Genomic DNA, 15,218 nt, shown 5'->3' on the forward strand with positions numbered 1-15,218 from the left:
GACACACGCGGGTTGAGGCCTTCGTCCCTTCCGCTTATAGCCCTAAAAGAAAAGGGCGTATCCCCGCCTGGTCGTCGTCCGGAAAAGCCGACAGAGTCGCAAAGGGTAGATGCAGAGGATGCGTATGATCGGGATGAAATCGATCGTGATGGCGGCGGGCCTCGCGATGATTGGTACAGGCGCAGTGCAGGCGGCACCGCAAGCCGCTCCGGTCGTGACCGTGACCAAACCCGAGGTTGCCGCTGCACCCGTCGCGGCGCCTGCTGCGCCCGCCGTGACTGCCGCGACCGACCCGATGCTCGCAGTCGACGGCGCCCCTGCGATGGCGATCGATCCGACGATCGGCCAGCCGGTGCCTGGACACATTTCGCTTCAGCCGCAGGTCACCAAGACCGGACGGCAGGCGGCGTGGTTCCACAACGCGTTGCTGATGCCGGTCATCACGGTGATCTCGCTGTTCGTGCTGGCGCTGCTGGGTCTGGTCATCGTCCGGTTCCGCCGGGCGAAGAACCCGGTCGCCTCCAGGACGTCGCACAACACCATTCTCGAAGTGGCATGGACCGGCATTCCGGTGTTGATCCTGCTCGGGCTGGCTTTGCCGTCGATCGGTCTGCTCCAGGCGCAGTACAAGCCCGCGCCCAAGAATGCGGTCGTGCTCAAGGCGATCGGCAACCAATGGTACTGGTCGTACGAATATCCCGGCAACGGCGGCTTCTCGATCACGTCGAACATGCTCAAGGAAGCCAATGAAGTCGGCAAGGGCGAGCGCGCCCGCACCGCGATCGACGGACCCCGTCTGCTCGCGACCGATGCTCGCGTCGTGCTGCCGGTCGGCGTGCCGATCCGGCTGATCACCACATCGAACGACGTGATCCATAGCTGGGAAATTCCGGCGTTCTGGATCAAGCTCGATGCAATCCCGGGTCGCCTGAACGAGACCAGCTTCACGATCGAAAAGGAAGGCGTCTATTTCGGCGTCTGCTCCGAACTGTGCGGCGCGCGGCATGGTTATATGCCGATCACGGTGCAGGCGGTGTCGCCAGCGGTGTTCGCGCAGTGGGTCAAGGCCAAGGGTGGTACGATGCCGGGTAACGGCGCCGCCGCAGCCCCCGTCGCCGCGACACCCGCAGCCGTTGCTACTGGCGAGCCAACCGCGGTCGGGAACGCCGCGGCGGAGGCCTTGCCCGCCGAGGCCCCCGTCGCCGGTGCCAGCCCCGCCAACGCTTCCGCAGGGAACTGAATCATGACCGATACTGCCCTGACCCCAAGCGCCTTCGAGGCGCATCACGACGACGCCCACGCGCATGATACGCACGAGATGTCGTTCTTCGCGCGCTGGTTCATGTCGACCAACCACAAGGACATCGGGACGCTGTACCTGATTTTCGCGATCGTCGCGGGGATCATCGGTGGTGGTATCTCTGGCCTGATGCGCGCCGAGTTGGCGCATCCCGGGATCCAGTATCTCGGTTACTGGGCAAGCTTCCTGCCAGGTGGCGAGCAGGGGCTCGATCACTCGCTCCATCTGTGGAACGTCCTGATTACCGCACACGGGCTGATCATGGTGTTCTTCATGGTGATGCCCGCGATGATCGGTGGGTTCGGCAACTGGTTCGTGCCGATCATGATCGGCGCGCCCGACATGGCGTTCCCGCGGATGAACAACGTGTCGTTCTGGCTGCTCATCCCCGCCTTCACGCTGCTGCTGGCATCGCCGTTCTTCGGTGGCGCGGGCAATGGCTGGACGCTCTACGCGCCGCTCTCGACCTATGGCGAGCCGGGGCCGTCGACCGACATGGCGATCCTTGCGCTCCATCTGGCGGGTGCCTCGTCAATCCTCGGTGCAATCAACTTCATCACGACGATCTTCAACATGCGCGCTCCGGGCATGACGCTCCACAAGATGCCGCTGTTCGTGTGGTCGGTGCTGGTCACCGCCTTCCTGCTGCTGCTGGCGCTTCCGGTGCTCGCCGCCGCGATCACGATGTTGCTGACCGATCGCAACTTTGGCACGACCTTCTTCGATCCGGCCGGTGGCGGCGATCCGGTGCTGTACCAGCATCTGTTCTGGTTCTTCGGCCACCCCGAGGTCTACATCATGATTCTGCCGGGCTTCGGCATCGTCAGCCAGGTGATCTCGACCTTCTCGAAGAAGCCCGTCTTCGGCTATCTCGGCATGGCATACGCCATGGTCGCGATCGGCGTGGTCGGCTTCGTCGTGTGGGCGCATCACATGTTCACGACCGGTCTCAGCGTCAACACCAAGATGTACTTCACCGCGGCGACGATGGTGATCGCGGTGCCGACCGGCATCAAGATCTTCTCGTGGATCGCGACGATGTGGGGTGGCTCGCTCACCTTCAAGACGCCAATGCTGTGGGCGATCGGGTTCATCTTCATGTTTACTGTTGGCGGCGTGACCGGCGTGGTGCTCGCCAACGGCGGCATCGATGATTACATGCAGGACAGCTACTATGTGGTGGCGCATTTTCACTACGTGCTGTCGCTGGGTGCGGTGTTCTCGCTGTTCTGCGGCTTCTATTACTGGTTCCCGAAGATGTCGGGGAAGATGTACAACGAGTTCCTCGGCCAGGTGCACTATTGGGTGTTCTTCCTGGGCGTGAACGTGATGTTCTTCCCGATGCACTTCCTGGGCCTGCAGAACATGCAGCGTCGCGTACCGGACTATGCCGATGCGCTCGCGCAGTGGAACTGGGTCGCGAGCATCGGCTACATGATCATGGCGGCATCAATGCTGGTGTTCTTCGTCAACGTCATCATGTCGCTGATCGGTGGCAAGAAGGCCGGCGACAGCCCGTGGGGCGAGGGTGCCACCACGCTTGAATGGACGCTGTCGAGCCCGCCGCCATATCACCAGTTCGAAACGCTGCCGCGGATCGACTGAGGTTTTAACTCCCCTCCCGTGTTCGGGAGGGGTAGGGGTGGGCTCGCGCTCTACTCCGAACGACTCCGCCAGGGGATAGCGCGAGCCCACCCCCAGCCCCTCCCGCGAGCGGGAGGGGAGGATCTTTGTAAATGACTGTTGTGACCGTTTCGAACCCAAGCCTTCCTGCCGACTGGCGCGACTTCTTCGCGCTGACCAAGCCGCGTGTGATGCGTTCGGTCGTGTTCACTGCGCTTTGCGGGATGCTCGCTGCGCCGGTATCGCTGCCCCCCGTTCTTGCGTTCACCGCGATCCTTGCGATCGCGCTCGCGGCAGGCGCGGCTGGCGCGCTCAACCAGTGGTATGAATCCGACATCGATGCACTGATGAAGCGCACTGCCAAGCGCCCGCTGCCCGCTGGCAAGATGGAGCGCGAAACCGCACTTCAGTTCGGCGTGGCGCTTGGAGTGTTCTCGGTGTTGCTGATGGGGCTCGCTATCAACATCCCCGCTGCCGTGCTGCTGGCGGTGTCGATCCTGTTCTACGTGCTCGTCTATACCGTCGGTCTCAAACGGCTGACCCCCCAGAACATCGTGATCGGCGGCGCGGCTGGCGCCTTCCCACCGCTGATCGGCTGGGTTGCGGCGACCGGATCGGTGTCCGCGCTGCCGCTGCTGATGTTCGCGATCATCTTCCTGTGGACCCCGCCGCACAGCTGGGCGCTCGCGCTGCTGATTCGCGACGACTACGCGAAGGGTGGCGTGCCGATGCTCCCGGTCGTGGCGAGCGCAAAGACGACGCGCGCGCAGATGCTGTTCTACGCGGTGCTGATGACTGCCGCCGCAATCTCGCCCTGGCCGCTCGGGCTGGCGGGGTCGCTTTACGGCATCGTCGCGGCGGTGTTGTCGGCGGTGTTCCTTGGACTGACTACCTGGGTCGTCGTCCAGCGCGCCGAAACGCCTGCGACGATGAAGGCCGAACGCTGGCTGTTCGTTTATTCGATCGGCTATATCCTCGCGATCTTCGCGACCCTCGCAACCGATCGGTGCCTGGCATGAACGAGCTTCCGGATCCTACCAGCCAGGCGGCCCTTGTTCGCAAGCGCCAGCGTGCGCGCGCGACGGCGCTGGCGATTATCCTGTTTGCATTCGTGATCCTCGTGTTCGCTATCAGCATCGCCAAGATCAAGGCGGGGATGCCGGGAATGCCGCACCAATGATCAGTCGGATCGCCCGGATGGATCGTAAGCTGCGCACAGCGCTGCTCGCGGTGCTGGGGATCTGTTTCATGAGCGGACTCGGGTGGGCTAGCATCCCCCTGTACCGTATGTTCTGCCAAGCAACGGGTCTGAACGGCACGACGCAGCGCGGGACGGTCGCGCCGGGGGCGATCGCGAACCACCAGATCCGGGTCGACTTCGACACCAACGTCGCGCCGCACATGCCGTGGAAGTTCCTGCCCGAAAACCCGTATGACACGGTCGATGTCGGCGCGCGCGACATGGCGTTCTTTACCGCGACCAACACGTCGAACAAGCCGATCACGGGCACCGCGACGTTCAACGTGACACCCGCGCAGGCCGGAAAGTACTTCACCAAGATACAATGCTTCTGCTTCACGCAGCAGACGCTGCATCCGGGCGAGACCGCCCGGATGCCGGTGATCTTCTTCGTCGATCCCAAGATCCTGCAGGATCCGGACGCAAGCGACGTCGAGACGATTACGCTAAGCTACACGTTTTACCCGGTGGATTCGGCGAAAGCCAAAAGCTAGGGTACGAAAAATCCGATCGATCCAACGATCACACGACGGGGATGCAACATGGCCGGTGCCAAGAACCACGATTATCATATCCTGCCCCCGAGCATCTGGCCGCTGGCCGGATCGATGGCGGCGCTGGTGATGGCAGCGGGTGGAATCATGTGGATGCATTCCGCGGCCGCTGGCGGACTGATCTTCTATGCCGGACTCGCGGGCGTGCTGGCCGTAATGTACGGCTGGTGGCGGCAAGTGGTGATCGAGGCGAACTCGGGTGACCATACGCCGGTGGTGCAGCTTCACCTCCGCTATGGGATGATCCTGTTTATCGCCTCCGAAGTGATGTTCTTCGTCGGCTGGTTCTGGGCGTTCTTCGATTTCTCGTTGTTCCCGGCAGGGATCCAGGTGCTCGACGGCAAGGTCAGTCTTATCGCGGACGTTGCCAACGGCGTCGGCCAATGGCCGCCCAAGGGCCTCGAGGTGATCGACGCGTTCAAGTTCCCGCTGCTCAACACGCTGATCCTGCTCACCAGCGGCACGACCGTCACCTGGGCGCACCATGCGCTGATCCACGGCGATCGTGACGGGCTCAAGAAGGGCTTGTGGGCAACGATCATCCTGGGGCTGATCTTTAGCTCGATCCAGGCGTTCGAATATTCGGAAGCGCCGTTCCCGTTCAAGGGGCTGAACTATGGCGCGGCGTTCTTCATGTCGACCGGGTTCCACGGTTTCCACGTGATGATCGGGACGATCTTCCTGATCGTCTGCCTCGTCCGCGTGTATCGCGGCGACTTCACCCCCAAGCAGCATTTCGGATTTGAAGCGGCCGCCTGGTACTGGCACTTCGTCGACGTCGTATGGTTGTTCCTGTTCGTCACCGTCTATGTCTGGGGCGGCTGGGGCGCGCCGGTCCATAGCGGGTGATGCCGCTGGAGCGGGCAGAGACTTTCGTCGCGCCGGACCCCGTGCGCGCTGCGATGAGGGGTCTTTGCCCGCGCTGCGGCGCCCCGGGACTGTTTTCCGGTCCGCTCGATTTCGCTGCGAAATGTCCGCGGTGCAGCCTCGACTATCGCGCCTTCAATGTCGGGGACGGCCCTGCTGCGATCCTGACGCTCGTTCTTGGCGGAATGATCGTCGGGGCCGCGATTGCGATCCAGCTCGCCTGGGGGCCGCCGATCTGGCTGCAATTGATTATCTGGTTACCGATCACGGTGTTCGGCGTGGTCGGGTCGCTACGAGTCGCCAAGGCGGCGTTGCTCGGCGCGGAATACCGCAACGCGGCGCATGAAGGGCGGATCACCCCGCCATGAAGCGCGTGCCGGTGGTCGCGACCCTTCTCGTGGCGCTCGCTATCGTGGCGATGATAGCCCTTGGCGTCTGGCAGCTGCAGCGCCGGTCGGAAAAGGCTGCGATGCTGGTGCACTATGCCCGCAACGTGACCCTGCCACCGGTCGCTTTCCCGGCGATCCCGGTCGATGACAGCCTTTTGTTCAGACGTTCTAAGGCGTTATGCCTGACGCCTGGCAGCTTCTCGGTCGAGGGCGGGCGGAACGCGCGCGGCGGCACCGGGTGGCGGCAGATCGCGAAGTGCCGCACCGGCGCGGAGGGACCGGGGTTCACCGTTCAGCTCGGCTTCGGTAAGGATCCGCACGCGAAGCCCGATTGGAAGGGCGGGCCGGTCACGGGTTATATCAGCCATGCGCCGGACCATCAGCCGCTGATCGCGGGGATGTTCGGGCGTGCGGCGCCCAAGACGTTGATGCTCGTGGCGGCCCCCCCGGTCGACGGACTCGATCCCAATCCCCAGCCCGATCTGTCGGCGGTTCCCAACAATCACCTCGCGTATGCGGTACAATGGTTCGTCTTCGCCGCACTCGCCGCAATAATCTATGCGTTGGCGTTGAGGCGACGTGTGGTTGCCGATTCGGATCCATCCCGCTAACCGCAATTCCCATGCGCTATATCAGCACGCGCGGCTCCGCGCCGACCCTCGATTTCCGTGACGTGACGCTTGCCGGACTGGCAAGCGACGGCGGATTGTATGTCCCTGAGACATGGCCCGCTTTCACGCCCGAGCAGATTGCCGGCATGCGCGGGCTGTCCTACGTCGAGACGGCGGTGCAGGTGATGCTGCCGTTCGTCGGCGACGCGATCAGCGAGGATGATCTGCGGGCGCTCTGTACGCAGGCCTATGGGCGGTTTGCGCACGCTGCGGTCGTGCCGCTGGTGCAGCTGGATGCGCAGCACTGGCTGCTCGAGCTGTTCCACGGGCCGACGCTTGCGTTCAAAGACGTCGCTTTGCAGCTGCTCGGGTTGCTTTTCGAACGTTTCCTGACCGGAACGAGCCAGCAATTGACCGTGATTGGCGCAACTTCGGGCGATACCGGATCGGCGGCGATCGATGCGCTCGCCGGGCGCGCCGGGGTCGACGTGTTCATGCTCCACCCCAAAGGACGCGTATCGGACGTCCAAAGACGTCAGATGACCACCGTTATCGCGCCGAACATCTACAATATCGCGCTGGAAGACGCCAGTTTCGACGACGCGCAGGCGCTGGTGAAGGCGATGTTCAACGACGACACCTTTTCGGGCAAGTTCGCGCTGTCGGCGGTCAATTCGATCAACTGGGCGCGGCTGATGGCGCAGGTGGTCTATTATTTCTACTCGGCGGTCCGGCTGGGTGCGCCCGAGCGGCCGGTCGCTTTCTCGGTCCCGACGGGCAATTTCGGCGATGTGTTCGCTGGCTATGTCGCCGCCAAGATGGGACTGCCGGTCGCCAAGCTGATCGTCGCCACCAACGTGAACGACATCCTCGCGCGGGCGCTGTCGACCGGGGATTATTCGAGCCGGAGCGTCATCCCGACCCCAAGCCCGTCGATGGACATTCAGGTGTCGAGCAATTTCGAGCGATTGCTGTTCGATCTCGGCGGACGCGACGGGCATGCACTCGCCGCGCAGATGCAGGGGTTCGAGGCGTCGCGCGCGATGCAGCTGACCAATGCGCAGCGCAACGGCGCGGCGTCATTGTTCGCCAGCGACAGTATCGATCTCGACGACATGGCGCTGGCGATGCGGCGGACGTGCGAGCGGAGCGGGCAGGTGATCGACCCGCACACTGCGATCGGGCTGGCCGCGGCGCACCGGTCGGGGCTTCCGGCGGACGTGCCGGTGGTGACGCTCGCGACCGCGCATCCCGCGAAGTTCCGCGATGCGGTGGAACGCGCGACCGGGCAGCGCCCGAGCTTGCCCGCGCGGATCGGCGACCTGTTCGACCGTGAGGAGCGGTATGACAGCATGCCGGGTACGTTTGAGGCGGTGACCGCCTATATCGCCGAGCGGGCCGTCGCGCGGTGATGGCGGGTCGTAACGCCTACGCCTCCCCTCCCTGGAAGGGAGGGGCCGGGGGCGGGTTGGCCCGTGGCGGCGATCGCCCCCTCTTCACACCTACCCACCCCCAACCCCTCCCTTCCAGGGCGGGGAGGAACCAAGAATGACGCTCCTTACGCTCATCACCGAACCCTGGGCGGATTACGGGCTGGTCGACTCGGGCCATGGCCGCAAGCTCGAACGCTATGGCCGCTTCCGCTTCATCCGGCCCGAGCCGCAGGCGATGTGGGCCCCTGCGTCCGATCGCTGGGAAGCCGATGGCGACTTCATCGGCGCGTCCGACGAGGATGGCGGCGGCAAGTGGCATCTGTCGAAGGACGTGCCGCGCGGGGGCTGGCATGTGCGCTGGGAGGAACTGCTGTTCCTCGCGCAGAACACGCCGTTCCGGCATCTCGCCTTCTTCCCCGACATGGCCGCGCAATGGGCGTGGATGCGCGGGCGCGTGGCCGAGGGCGACGAAGTGCTCAACCTGTTCGGCTATACCGGGGTCGGGACGCTCGCGCTCGCGGCGAAGGGCGCGCGGATGACGCATGTCGATGCGTCGAAGAAATCGGTCGAGGCGGGCAAGTCCAACGCGTTCCTGTCCGACATGGCGGATCGCCCGATCCGCTGGATGGTCGACGATGCCGCCAAATTCGCCGCGCGCGAAGTGCGGCGCGGGCGGCGCTACGACGGGATCTTCCTCGATCCGCCCAAGTTCGGGCGCGGGCCGGAGGGCGAGGTGTGGCGGCTGGAGGAAAATCTCCCGGCGCTGATCGCGGATTGCCGCGCTTTGCTCGATGCGGAGAGCAAGTTCCTGGTGCTGACGGCCTATGCGGTGCGGATGTCGGCGCTCGCGATCGGCGAGCTGGTGCGGCAGGCGCTTGGCGATCTCGGCGGGACGGTCGAGGTCGGCGAGATGGCGGTGCGCGAGGAAGCGCGCGGGTTGCTGTTGCCGACCGCGATCTTCGTGCGCTGGTCGAAATAGCGACGGCTTCGTCGCATCGACCGGTCGTTTCGCGCGTCGTCGAGAAACGGGCGGTGTGCCCGGGCTTCTCGACTTCGCTCGAAGCGAACGGGGTGAGGAGGGGGCTCGCTTTCGGCCATAGACTTATGGGGCAGCCTGGCTGCTAACGCCCAATCTTGGACTCCCAACCTGATGATCTGAGAGCAGTCATTCGTAAAGTGCGATCGTTCCCGGTTTCCCATCTCCGACTGGCAATTTCGGGAATGAGCAAGCGGAAACAGATTTTGGGAAAGGGGATGCCGGGACGACTACCGGCACCCCTGCCAAAGGGACGGTCCCGCAATGGGTTCCTAAAGGGGAAAATCAGCGCGGACGATCCGGGCGGCGTAGCAGCCGCGTTTCGCGTAATGCGCCTGTAAGTAGGCGATAACAGGATTCTCGAAGAACCGCTCAATGAGCGGCGCAAGGGCATTCCCGTCCACAAGGTCGGCATCCACCATCTCACCGTTCTCGCTGAATCCGCGGAGCGAGATAGGACGGACGCGAAGCACATCTGGAATGACGTCGATCGCATCGAGCGCGCGATGGGCACCTTCGCGTACAAAGATAGCGTGCCGCGAACGGTACGGCGTGTCGGCCGGCTGATGCTCGTAATTCAACAAGATCGCGTGCTCCCCGATGTTCATATCGCGGACTTCAACGCGATCGGGAAAGCCTGGTTCGGTATCCACGACGTACCGTTTTGCTCCTACAGCGGCTAGATCGGCATCGGAAAGACCGTAAAGATGACTGAACTGGCCGGGGTCGATCCCCAGAACGCGAAAGGACATGAACGAACTCCTGCAGGTCTTATGATCCTATGGCCTGCCTCATGCTCGCGGGCGTCCTGCTTCTTGCCATCAAACCTCGCCTCTCCCGTTTCAGCATCGATTTTGAGAAAGGGCGGCACCCCACCGGCAACGTCGGTTGCCTCCACCGCCTTCCCGAAAGCGAACGTCCGCTCTCCACCACGTCGCGACCTTCAGGCACGCTGAATGCGACCCCGGTTCCTGAAAGCGGACTGGCAGATTTTCGGGCGGCGGAGCGGACGGACCGGAAACGCCCGATTACGGCACGTCGCCTTTGGTCCCTCTGGCTACCGGGTCGCAAGCCACCCCAGAATGGCGAACAGCATCAACGCCCACAAACCACCCTCCGCGCGCAGCAGATAAGCGACGCCGAGAAGGCTGACGGCCACCAGCGCGATCGCCAGAACGCTTCCGTCGGCGATGGACGTCAGCACCACGAGGCCGCCCAGCAGCGTTCCTGCGGCATTGGCGATGATCCAGAGATACGACGCGCCAGCGCCGATCGCGCCCCACAGCGGCAGCTTGATCGTCGCGAAGCCGCGCATTTGACCGGGAAACAGATCTGCCACGAGATGGAATCCGATCCCGAAGCCCAGGCCTGCGGCGATCGCCCATGTTCGATGATCGAGGAGCGCCACGAAGGGTGGCAAAACCCCATGCAGCAAAGCGCTGCGATGCCCCAGCCGAAGGCGCGAATCCAGGTCCGGGAGTCTGATGCCCGCCGCCGTAGCGCTGACCACTGTCGCAATCAGGAACCACGGCCCGCCCCCGTCACCGCCCCCGGTTTCAAACGCCAGAAGGACCGCAATCAGGAGAAACATCAGCGCCGACATCGGTGCGCGCTAACCGGTTCGTACCCGATTTGTCCATGTTTTGTATCGCAAATCGTGTCCGGGTAAGGGTTCGGGGATGCCGAACGATTGACGCAGTCCCCTGTCGGCTTTGCCATGACGAGGGCGTTGCGCACCGGTCCCGCGCCGACGGCGATGACAGGGGGGTGATCGAAGCGTCGGGCCGGCGTTGACGGCCGACCTACGCGAACCGCGGTACGTGCCGTGCGAGACATTCGGCAACCAGGGATTTCACGTTCGCCACCGTCAACTCACCTAAATCGGGGAGTCTGCAATCGCCCCCAAGCGGACCCTGGAAGCATGACTTAATGCCGTGCTACGATATCGACGACGGAGCGGGATTACGGACGATGAAATCACCAGAGGACGTAATCGAATGGGCGAACGAGCAGCGTGAAGAAGCACTGCGACAGGTCGATCTCTTCAGTAATGGTGGAGTGAAGGCGCAGCTTGTCATGCCGGATGGAACTACGCAGGATATTACTGCCGGGGTGCTTTCGCATCAGAAAGCGAATGTCGATGCTTTCACTAGTCTTGTGTCGGTCTTAAAGAGTTAAGGCCCGCCTTCCATCAATCTCGGCCGTTCGGCGGTTCTTTCGAAACGGTCGGGTATCGGGTCGCGCCTTGGTTCTTGCTGCGAGGCGCTTTTGCGGCGCACACCGTTACCGGTGCTGTGGTTGCGAATGGGAAGCAGAGCGCAACGGCGGTTGAACAACCGGCGCGGGCGGCTAAGGTCGCCGCGCAAGCATTGCGGGTGATGATGACGGCGTGACGGACGATATCCCCGAGGAATCGGTCTCGCCCGTGGTGACGGAGCGGCGTCGCCCTGTGGGGCGCTGGGTCCTGCTTGGCGTGCTGCTGCTGGTCATCGTGCTGCTGGCGGTGCTGTGGGTCGAGCGCAAGCGCGTGGCCGAGCATTTCATCGATGACGCGCTGCGCGCTGCCAACGTGCCCGCGCGGTATGAGGTCGCGCAGATCGGCCTGCATACGCAGCGGCTGACCAACGTGCGGATCGGCGACCCCGCACGACCCGATCTGGTCGCGGACTGGGTCGAGGTCGATACCACGCTCGGGCTTACGGGCGTCGGGGTCGGGGCGGTTCGCGCCGGGCATGTTGCACTGCGCGCGACGTTGAAAGACGCTAAAGTGTCGTTCGGGGCAATCGATCGGCTACTGCCAGCGCCATCGGGCAAGCCGTTCGCGCTGCCCGCTGTCCGTGCGGCAATCGCCGACGGTCGGATTGCGCTGACGACGCCTTACGGTCCGGTGGCGCTGCAGGTTGCCGGGCAGGGGCAGTTGAACGACGGGTTCCGCGGCACGCTCGGGGCGCGGGCGGCGGCGCTCGATTTTGGACCGTGCACGATCGCCGGGCTCGATGCGGCGCTCGCGCTGCGGATCGATGCGGCGCGGCCGAGCGTGGCGGGGCCCGTCGCGATTGCGCGTGGGACGTGCGGCGACGTGCAAATTGCCAAGGCGCGCGCCGACCTGACGCTCGCGCTCGGGCTGACGCTCGATCACTTCAAGGGCAAGGCGCGGCTGGCGGTGGACGCGGCGAGCGGTAGCGGCGTGCAGGTACGCCACGTGACCGGACCCGTCGCATTCGTCGGATCGATGGATGATGTGTCCGGATCGGTCGACCTGGCGTCGGCCGCGATCGTCACGCCGGACGTCCGTGCTGGCGGGGCGGGCGTCACGGGGCGGTATCGCTATGCCGATGACGGGTTTGCGCTCGACGGGCGGGTGCGCGCGGACCGGGTCGCGGTCCCCGCCGCGCTGCTCGCGCGCGTTGCACCGTTGCGCGCTGTGGGGGCGGGAACGCCGATCGCGCCGCTGGCCGCGCGGTTGGGGGATGCGCTGCAAGCCGCCGGACGATCGATCGACGCGACCGCGGCGATCTCCGCGATCATCGACGGCAAGCACGGGCAGATCGTCGTGTCGCGGCTCGATGTGGCGAGTGCGTCCGGCGTGCAGGCGACGGTGTCGGGCGATAGCGGGGTCGTCTATCGCTGGCCGGGCGGCTTGCGGATTCAGGGCGATGCGGTCGTTTCCGGGGGCGGGCTTCCGTCGGTGCGCGCGACGATCGCGCAAGCCGGACCGGGCGCGCCGATCGTCGGGCGCGCGGTGGTCGCGCCGTATGCGGCGGGGAATGCGCTGCTGGAACTGGCGCCGGTGGTGTTTTCCGCTGGGGGCAATGGTGCGAGCCATATCGAAACGCGCGTGGCTTTGAGCGGACCGATCGGCGATGGGCGAGTCGATGCGCTCGCGCTGCCGATCGATGCGCGCTGGGACGGTCGGGGCACGGTGACGGTCAATCCGGCCTGTGCGGCCGTAGGATTTGCGCGGCTGCGGACGAACGGGCTCGATCTGCCGCGCTCAGCGGTGACGGTGTGCCCGCAGGACGGGGCGCTGGTGCGCCTCGCCGGTGGGAAACTCGGCGGCGGAGGGCGGATCGGGAACGCGCGGCTGGCCGGGAAGCTCGGCACGTCGCCGGTGTCGCTTGCGCTCGATCATGCCGGGTGGATGCTTGCGGACGGGCGGTTCGGCGTGACCGGCGTCGCGCTGCGGTTGGGCACGCCCGAGCGCGTGACACGGCTCGATATCGCCGACCTCAGCGGGAGCTTTGCGGCTGGCGGGCTTGGCGGGCGCTTTACCGGGGCGGGCGGGCAGATCGGGGCGGTGCCGCTGGTGCTGTCGGGGGCTGCGGGCGGCTGGCGGTTCGGGGGCGGCGTGCTGTCGCTCGATGGCACGATGGCGGTGGCGGATGCGGCGGCGGTCGCGCGGTTCCGGCCGATGGCGGCGCGCGACGTGACACTGGCGTTGAAGGCGGGCCGGATCACCGCGGGTGGCGCGCTGTACGAGCCGACGCAGAATGTGCGGGTCGCCGATGTCGCGATCGTCCACGACCTCACCCCCGGCACCGGCCATGCCGATCTGACCGTGCCCGGACTCACATTCGGGCCGAAGTTCCAGCCCGAGCTGCTCACCCCGCTGACGCTGGGCGTGGTGGCCGATGTCGTAGGGACGGTGACGGGCGAAGGGCATATCCGCTGGAGCCCGAAGGACTTGACCAGCGACGGCGTGTTCCGCACCGCCAACACCGATCTCGCCGCCGCCTTCGGTCCGGTGACGGGGGTTGCGGGCGAGCTGCGCTTCACCGACCTGCTCGCGCTGGCGACCGCGCCGGGGCAGGTGGTGACGATCAAGAGCATCAACCCGGGGGTCGCGGTGACCGACGGGACGATCCGCTATCAGTTGTTGCCGGGGACGCGAATCGCGATCGAGGACGGGCGCTGGCCGTTCGCGGGGGGATCGTTGCGACTCGACCCGACCGTGCTCGATTTCGGATCGGCGCAGGAGCGGCGGATGACCTTCCACGTGAGCGGGATGGAAGCGGCGCAATTCCTCCAGCAGTTCGACTTCAAGAACCTTGATGCGACCGGCGTGTTCGACGGGGTGTTGCCGATGGTGTTCGATGCGACCGGCGGGCGAATCACCGACGGGCGGCTGGTGGTGCGCCCCGGCGGCGGGTCGATCGCCTATGTCGGCGAGCTATCGCAGAAGGATCTTGGATTCTGGGGCAATTATGCGTTCCAGTCGCTCAAGGCGCTGCGCTATCGCAATCTGTCGCTGGTGATGAACGGGCCGCTGGCGGGCGAGATGCTGACTCAGGTCAAATTCTCGGGGATCAGCCAGGGCAAGGGGGCGAAGCGCAACTTCCTGTTCGACCGGCTCCAGAAGCTGCCGCTGGTGTTCAATATCCGGATCAGCGCGCCGTTCCGCCAGCTGATTGATTCGGCACAGAGTTTCTACGACCCCAAACGCCTGATCGAGCGCAACCTCCCGAGCTTGCTGCTGGAACAGGACAAGCAGGCGAAAGCCCCCACGGCGGGGGCGCCTGTTATTCAGCCTCCGGAAAGCAGGATCGTGCCATGAGCGAAACAGGATTGACGACGGACATGGGACGACCGACCACGACACGCATGAAATGGACGATAGCGATCACGGGCCTGACGATGGCGTTGACGGGTTGTGTCAGCATCAATGCGCCGGACAAGCCGATCGAGATCAACCTCAACATCAACGTGAAGCAGGAGGTCGTCTACCGGCTCGACAATCAGGCCAAGACGGTGATCCAGTCAAACCCAGGGATTTTCTGATGCGTACGTGGAAGATGGCGGCGATGCTCGCCGCGGCAGTGTTGCTTGGAACCGCCGGCGTCGCGCTGGCGCAGGACGACTGGAAGGCGGCGCGCGCCGCCGGGCAGATCGGCGAGCAGCCCGATGGGTATCTGGGCGTGGTCGGCGCGTCGACGCCCGCGCTGGCGGCGCTGGTCGCGCACGTCAACATCCAGCGCAAGTCGGTCTATACGCGCGAAGCGGCGGCGAACAATGCGACGGTCGAGGACTTTGCGTTCACGTCGGGGTGCAATCTGATCGCGAAGACGGCGCCGGGGGACAAGTATCGCGCGCCGGGTGGCGCGTGGAAGACGCGTGGGGCGGGTGCGCCGGAGCGGGATTCGCGCTGCCTGTAAGGCAACCGCACCA

The 15,218-nt window shown here is 64.9% G+C and carries 16 protein-coding genes; 14 read left to right on the forward strand and 2 right to left on the reverse strand.

All coding sequences use genetic code 11. The annotated features are described in order from the left end of the window. Positions 1-124 precede the first annotated feature (124 nt). The 10 genes from coxB to ABIC16_RS02615 all read left to right on the forward strand — a co-directional run bounded on the left by coxB (position 125) and on the right by ABIC16_RS02615 (position 8,996). Complete coding sequence (gene coxB / locus ABIC16_RS02570; RefSeq protein WP_354289931.1) at positions 125-1,240, forward strand: cytochrome c oxidase subunit II; 1,116 nt, start codon at positions 125-127, stop codon at positions 1,238-1,240. A gap of 3 nt (positions 1,241-1,243) precedes the next feature. After that, positions 1,244-2,905, forward strand: a complete 1,662-nt coding sequence (gene ctaD / locus ABIC16_RS02575; RefSeq protein ID WP_354289932.1) for a cytochrome c oxidase subunit I — start codon at positions 1,244-1,246, stop codon at positions 2,903-2,905. Positions 2,906-3,036: 131 nt separating this feature from the next. Continuing rightward, on the forward strand, positions 3,037-3,942 hold the full coding sequence (locus tag ABIC16_RS02580; protein ID WP_354289933.1) for a heme o synthase: 906 nt from the start codon (positions 3,037-3,039) through the stop codon (positions 3,940-3,942). Continuing rightward, positions 3,939-4,103, forward strand: coding sequence for a cytochrome c oxidase system small membrane protein (locus tag ABIC16_RS02585; protein ID WP_354289934.1), 165 nt, complete (start codon positions 3,939-3,941; stop codon positions 4,101-4,103). Before ABIC16_RS02580 ends, ABIC16_RS02585 begins: the two co-directional genes overlap by 4 nt. Next, a complete protein-coding gene (locus ABIC16_RS02590) occupies positions 4,100-4,657 on the forward strand; it encodes a cytochrome c oxidase assembly protein (RefSeq protein ID WP_354289935.1) in 558 nt (185 codons plus the stop codon). The genes ABIC16_RS02585 and ABIC16_RS02590 overlap by 4 nt, the downstream gene beginning before the upstream one ends. Positions 4,658-4,705: 48 nt before the next feature. Continuing rightward, positions 4,706-5,566 (forward strand): cytochrome c oxidase subunit 3, encoded by an 861-nt coding sequence (locus tag ABIC16_RS02595; protein WP_354289936.1) that lies wholly within the window; start codon positions 4,706-4,708, stop codon positions 5,564-5,566. Continuing rightward, positions 5,566-5,952, forward strand: a complete 387-nt coding sequence (locus ABIC16_RS02600) for a DUF983 domain-containing protein (protein ID WP_354289937.1) — start codon at positions 5,566-5,568, stop codon at positions 5,950-5,952. Before ABIC16_RS02595 ends, ABIC16_RS02600 begins: the two co-directional genes overlap by 1 nt. After that, positions 5,949-6,584: an SURF1 family cytochrome oxidase biogenesis protein gene (locus ABIC16_RS02605; RefSeq protein WP_354289938.1), complete on the forward strand. Its 636-nt coding sequence runs from the start codon at positions 5,949-5,951 to the stop codon at positions 6,582-6,584. The genes ABIC16_RS02600 and ABIC16_RS02605 overlap by 4 nt, the downstream gene beginning before the upstream one ends. A gap of 11 nt (positions 6,585-6,595) precedes the next feature. Then, positions 6,596-7,996 (forward strand): threonine synthase, encoded by a 1,401-nt coding sequence (gene thrC, locus ABIC16_RS02610; RefSeq protein ID WP_354289939.1) that lies wholly within the window; start codon positions 6,596-6,598, stop codon positions 7,994-7,996. Between the two features lie 136 nt (positions 7,997-8,132). Then, positions 8,133-8,996, forward strand: a complete 864-nt coding sequence (locus ABIC16_RS02615) for an RsmD family RNA methyltransferase (RefSeq protein ID WP_354289940.1) — start codon at positions 8,133-8,135, stop codon at positions 8,994-8,996. Positions 8,997-9,325: 329 nt separating this feature from the next. Here ABIC16_RS02615 and ABIC16_RS02620 read toward each other — a convergent pair whose 3' ends face one another. Both ABIC16_RS02620 and ABIC16_RS02625 read right to left on the reverse strand, forming a co-directional pair. Continuing rightward, positions 9,326-9,805, reverse strand: a complete 480-nt coding sequence (locus ABIC16_RS02620; protein ID WP_354289941.1) for a DUF1203 domain-containing protein — start codon at positions 9,803-9,805, stop codon at positions 9,326-9,328. Between the two features lie 305 nt (positions 9,806-10,110). Next, a complete protein-coding gene (locus ABIC16_RS02625; protein WP_354289942.1) occupies positions 10,111-10,656 on the reverse strand; it encodes a hypothetical protein in 546 nt (181 codons plus the stop codon). A 368-nt stretch (positions 10,657-11,024) separates the two neighbouring features. Between ABIC16_RS02625 and ABIC16_RS02630 the strand changes: the two genes are divergently transcribed. From ABIC16_RS02630 to ABIC16_RS02645, 4 genes are all read left to right on the forward strand, one after another. After that, a complete protein-coding gene (locus tag ABIC16_RS02630) occupies positions 11,025-11,231 on the forward strand; it encodes a hypothetical protein (RefSeq protein WP_354289943.1) in 207 nt (68 codons plus the stop codon). Between the two features lie 211 nt (positions 11,232-11,442). After that, on the forward strand, positions 11,443-14,607 hold the full coding sequence (locus ABIC16_RS02635; RefSeq protein ID WP_354289944.1) for an intermembrane phospholipid transport YdbH family protein: 3,165 nt from the start codon (positions 11,443-11,445) through the stop codon (positions 14,605-14,607). After that, positions 14,604-14,831 carry a YnbE family lipoprotein gene (locus tag ABIC16_RS02640; RefSeq protein ID WP_431358417.1) on the forward strand — a complete coding sequence of 76 codons (228 nt, stop codon included), beginning with the start codon at positions 14,604-14,606 and terminating at the stop codon, positions 14,829-14,831. The genes ABIC16_RS02635 and ABIC16_RS02640 overlap by 4 nt, the downstream gene beginning before the upstream one ends. After that, positions 14,831-15,205: a YdbL family probable chaperone protein gene (locus ABIC16_RS02645; protein WP_354289945.1), complete on the forward strand. Its 375-nt coding sequence runs from the start codon at positions 14,831-14,833 to the stop codon at positions 15,203-15,205. Before ABIC16_RS02640 ends, ABIC16_RS02645 begins: the two co-directional genes overlap by 1 nt. The last annotated feature ends 13 nt before the right edge of the window (positions 15,206-15,218 follow it).

The organism is Sphingomonas sp. PvP055 (genome assembly GCF_040546365.1).
Lineage (GTDB): Bacteria > Pseudomonadota > Alphaproteobacteria > Sphingomonadales > Sphingomonadaceae > Sphingomonas > Sphingomonas echinoides_A.

Bases quoted from the DNA above. Each gene is read 5' to 3' on its own strand.
- coxB (WP_354289931.1), top strand. From the start codon at position 125: ATGATCGGGATGAAATCGATCGTGATGGCGGCGGGCCTCGCGATGATT.
- ctaD (WP_354289932.1), top strand. From the start codon at position 1,244: ATGACCGATACTGCCCTGACCCCAAGCGCCTTCGAGGCGCATCACGAC.
- ABIC16_RS02580 (WP_354289933.1), top strand. From the start codon at position 3,037: ATGACTGTTGTGACCGTTTCGAACCCAAGCCTTCCTGCCGACTGGCGC.
- ABIC16_RS02585 (WP_354289934.1), top strand. From the start codon at position 3,939: ATGAACGAGCTTCCGGATCCTACCAGCCAGGCGGCCCTTGTTCGCAAG.
- ABIC16_RS02590 (WP_354289935.1), top strand. From the start codon at position 4,100: ATGATCAGTCGGATCGCCCGGATGGATCGTAAGCTGCGCACAGCGCTG.
- ABIC16_RS02595 (WP_354289936.1), top strand. From the start codon at position 4,706: ATGGCCGGTGCCAAGAACCACGATTATCATATCCTGCCCCCGAGCATC.
- ABIC16_RS02600 (WP_354289937.1), top strand. From the start codon at position 5,566: ATGCCGCTGGAGCGGGCAGAGACTTTCGTCGCGCCGGACCCCGTGCGC.
- ABIC16_RS02605 (WP_354289938.1), top strand. From the start codon at position 5,949: ATGAAGCGCGTGCCGGTGGTCGCGACCCTTCTCGTGGCGCTCGCTATC.
- thrC (WP_354289939.1), top strand. From the start codon at position 6,596: ATGCGCTATATCAGCACGCGCGGCTCCGCGCCGACCCTCGATTTCCGT.
- ABIC16_RS02615 (WP_354289940.1), top strand. From the start codon at position 8,133: ATGACGCTCCTTACGCTCATCACCGAACCCTGGGCGGATTACGGGCTG.
- ABIC16_RS02620 (WP_354289941.1), bottom strand. From the start codon at position 9,805: ATGTCCTTTCGCGTTCTGGGGATCGACCCCGGCCAGTTCAGTCATCTT.
- ABIC16_RS02625 (WP_354289942.1), bottom strand. From the start codon at position 10,656: ATGTCGGCGCTGATGTTTCTCCTGATTGCGGTCCTTCTGGCGTTTGAA.
- ABIC16_RS02630 (WP_354289943.1), top strand. From the start codon at position 11,025: ATGAAATCACCAGAGGACGTAATCGAATGGGCGAACGAGCAGCGTGAA.
- ABIC16_RS02640 (WP_431358417.1), top strand. From the start codon at position 14,604: ATGAGCGAAACAGGATTGACGACGGACATGGGACGACCGACCACGACA.
- ABIC16_RS02645 (WP_354289945.1), top strand. From the start codon at position 14,831: ATGCGTACGTGGAAGATGGCGGCGATGCTCGCCGCGGCAGTGTTGCTT.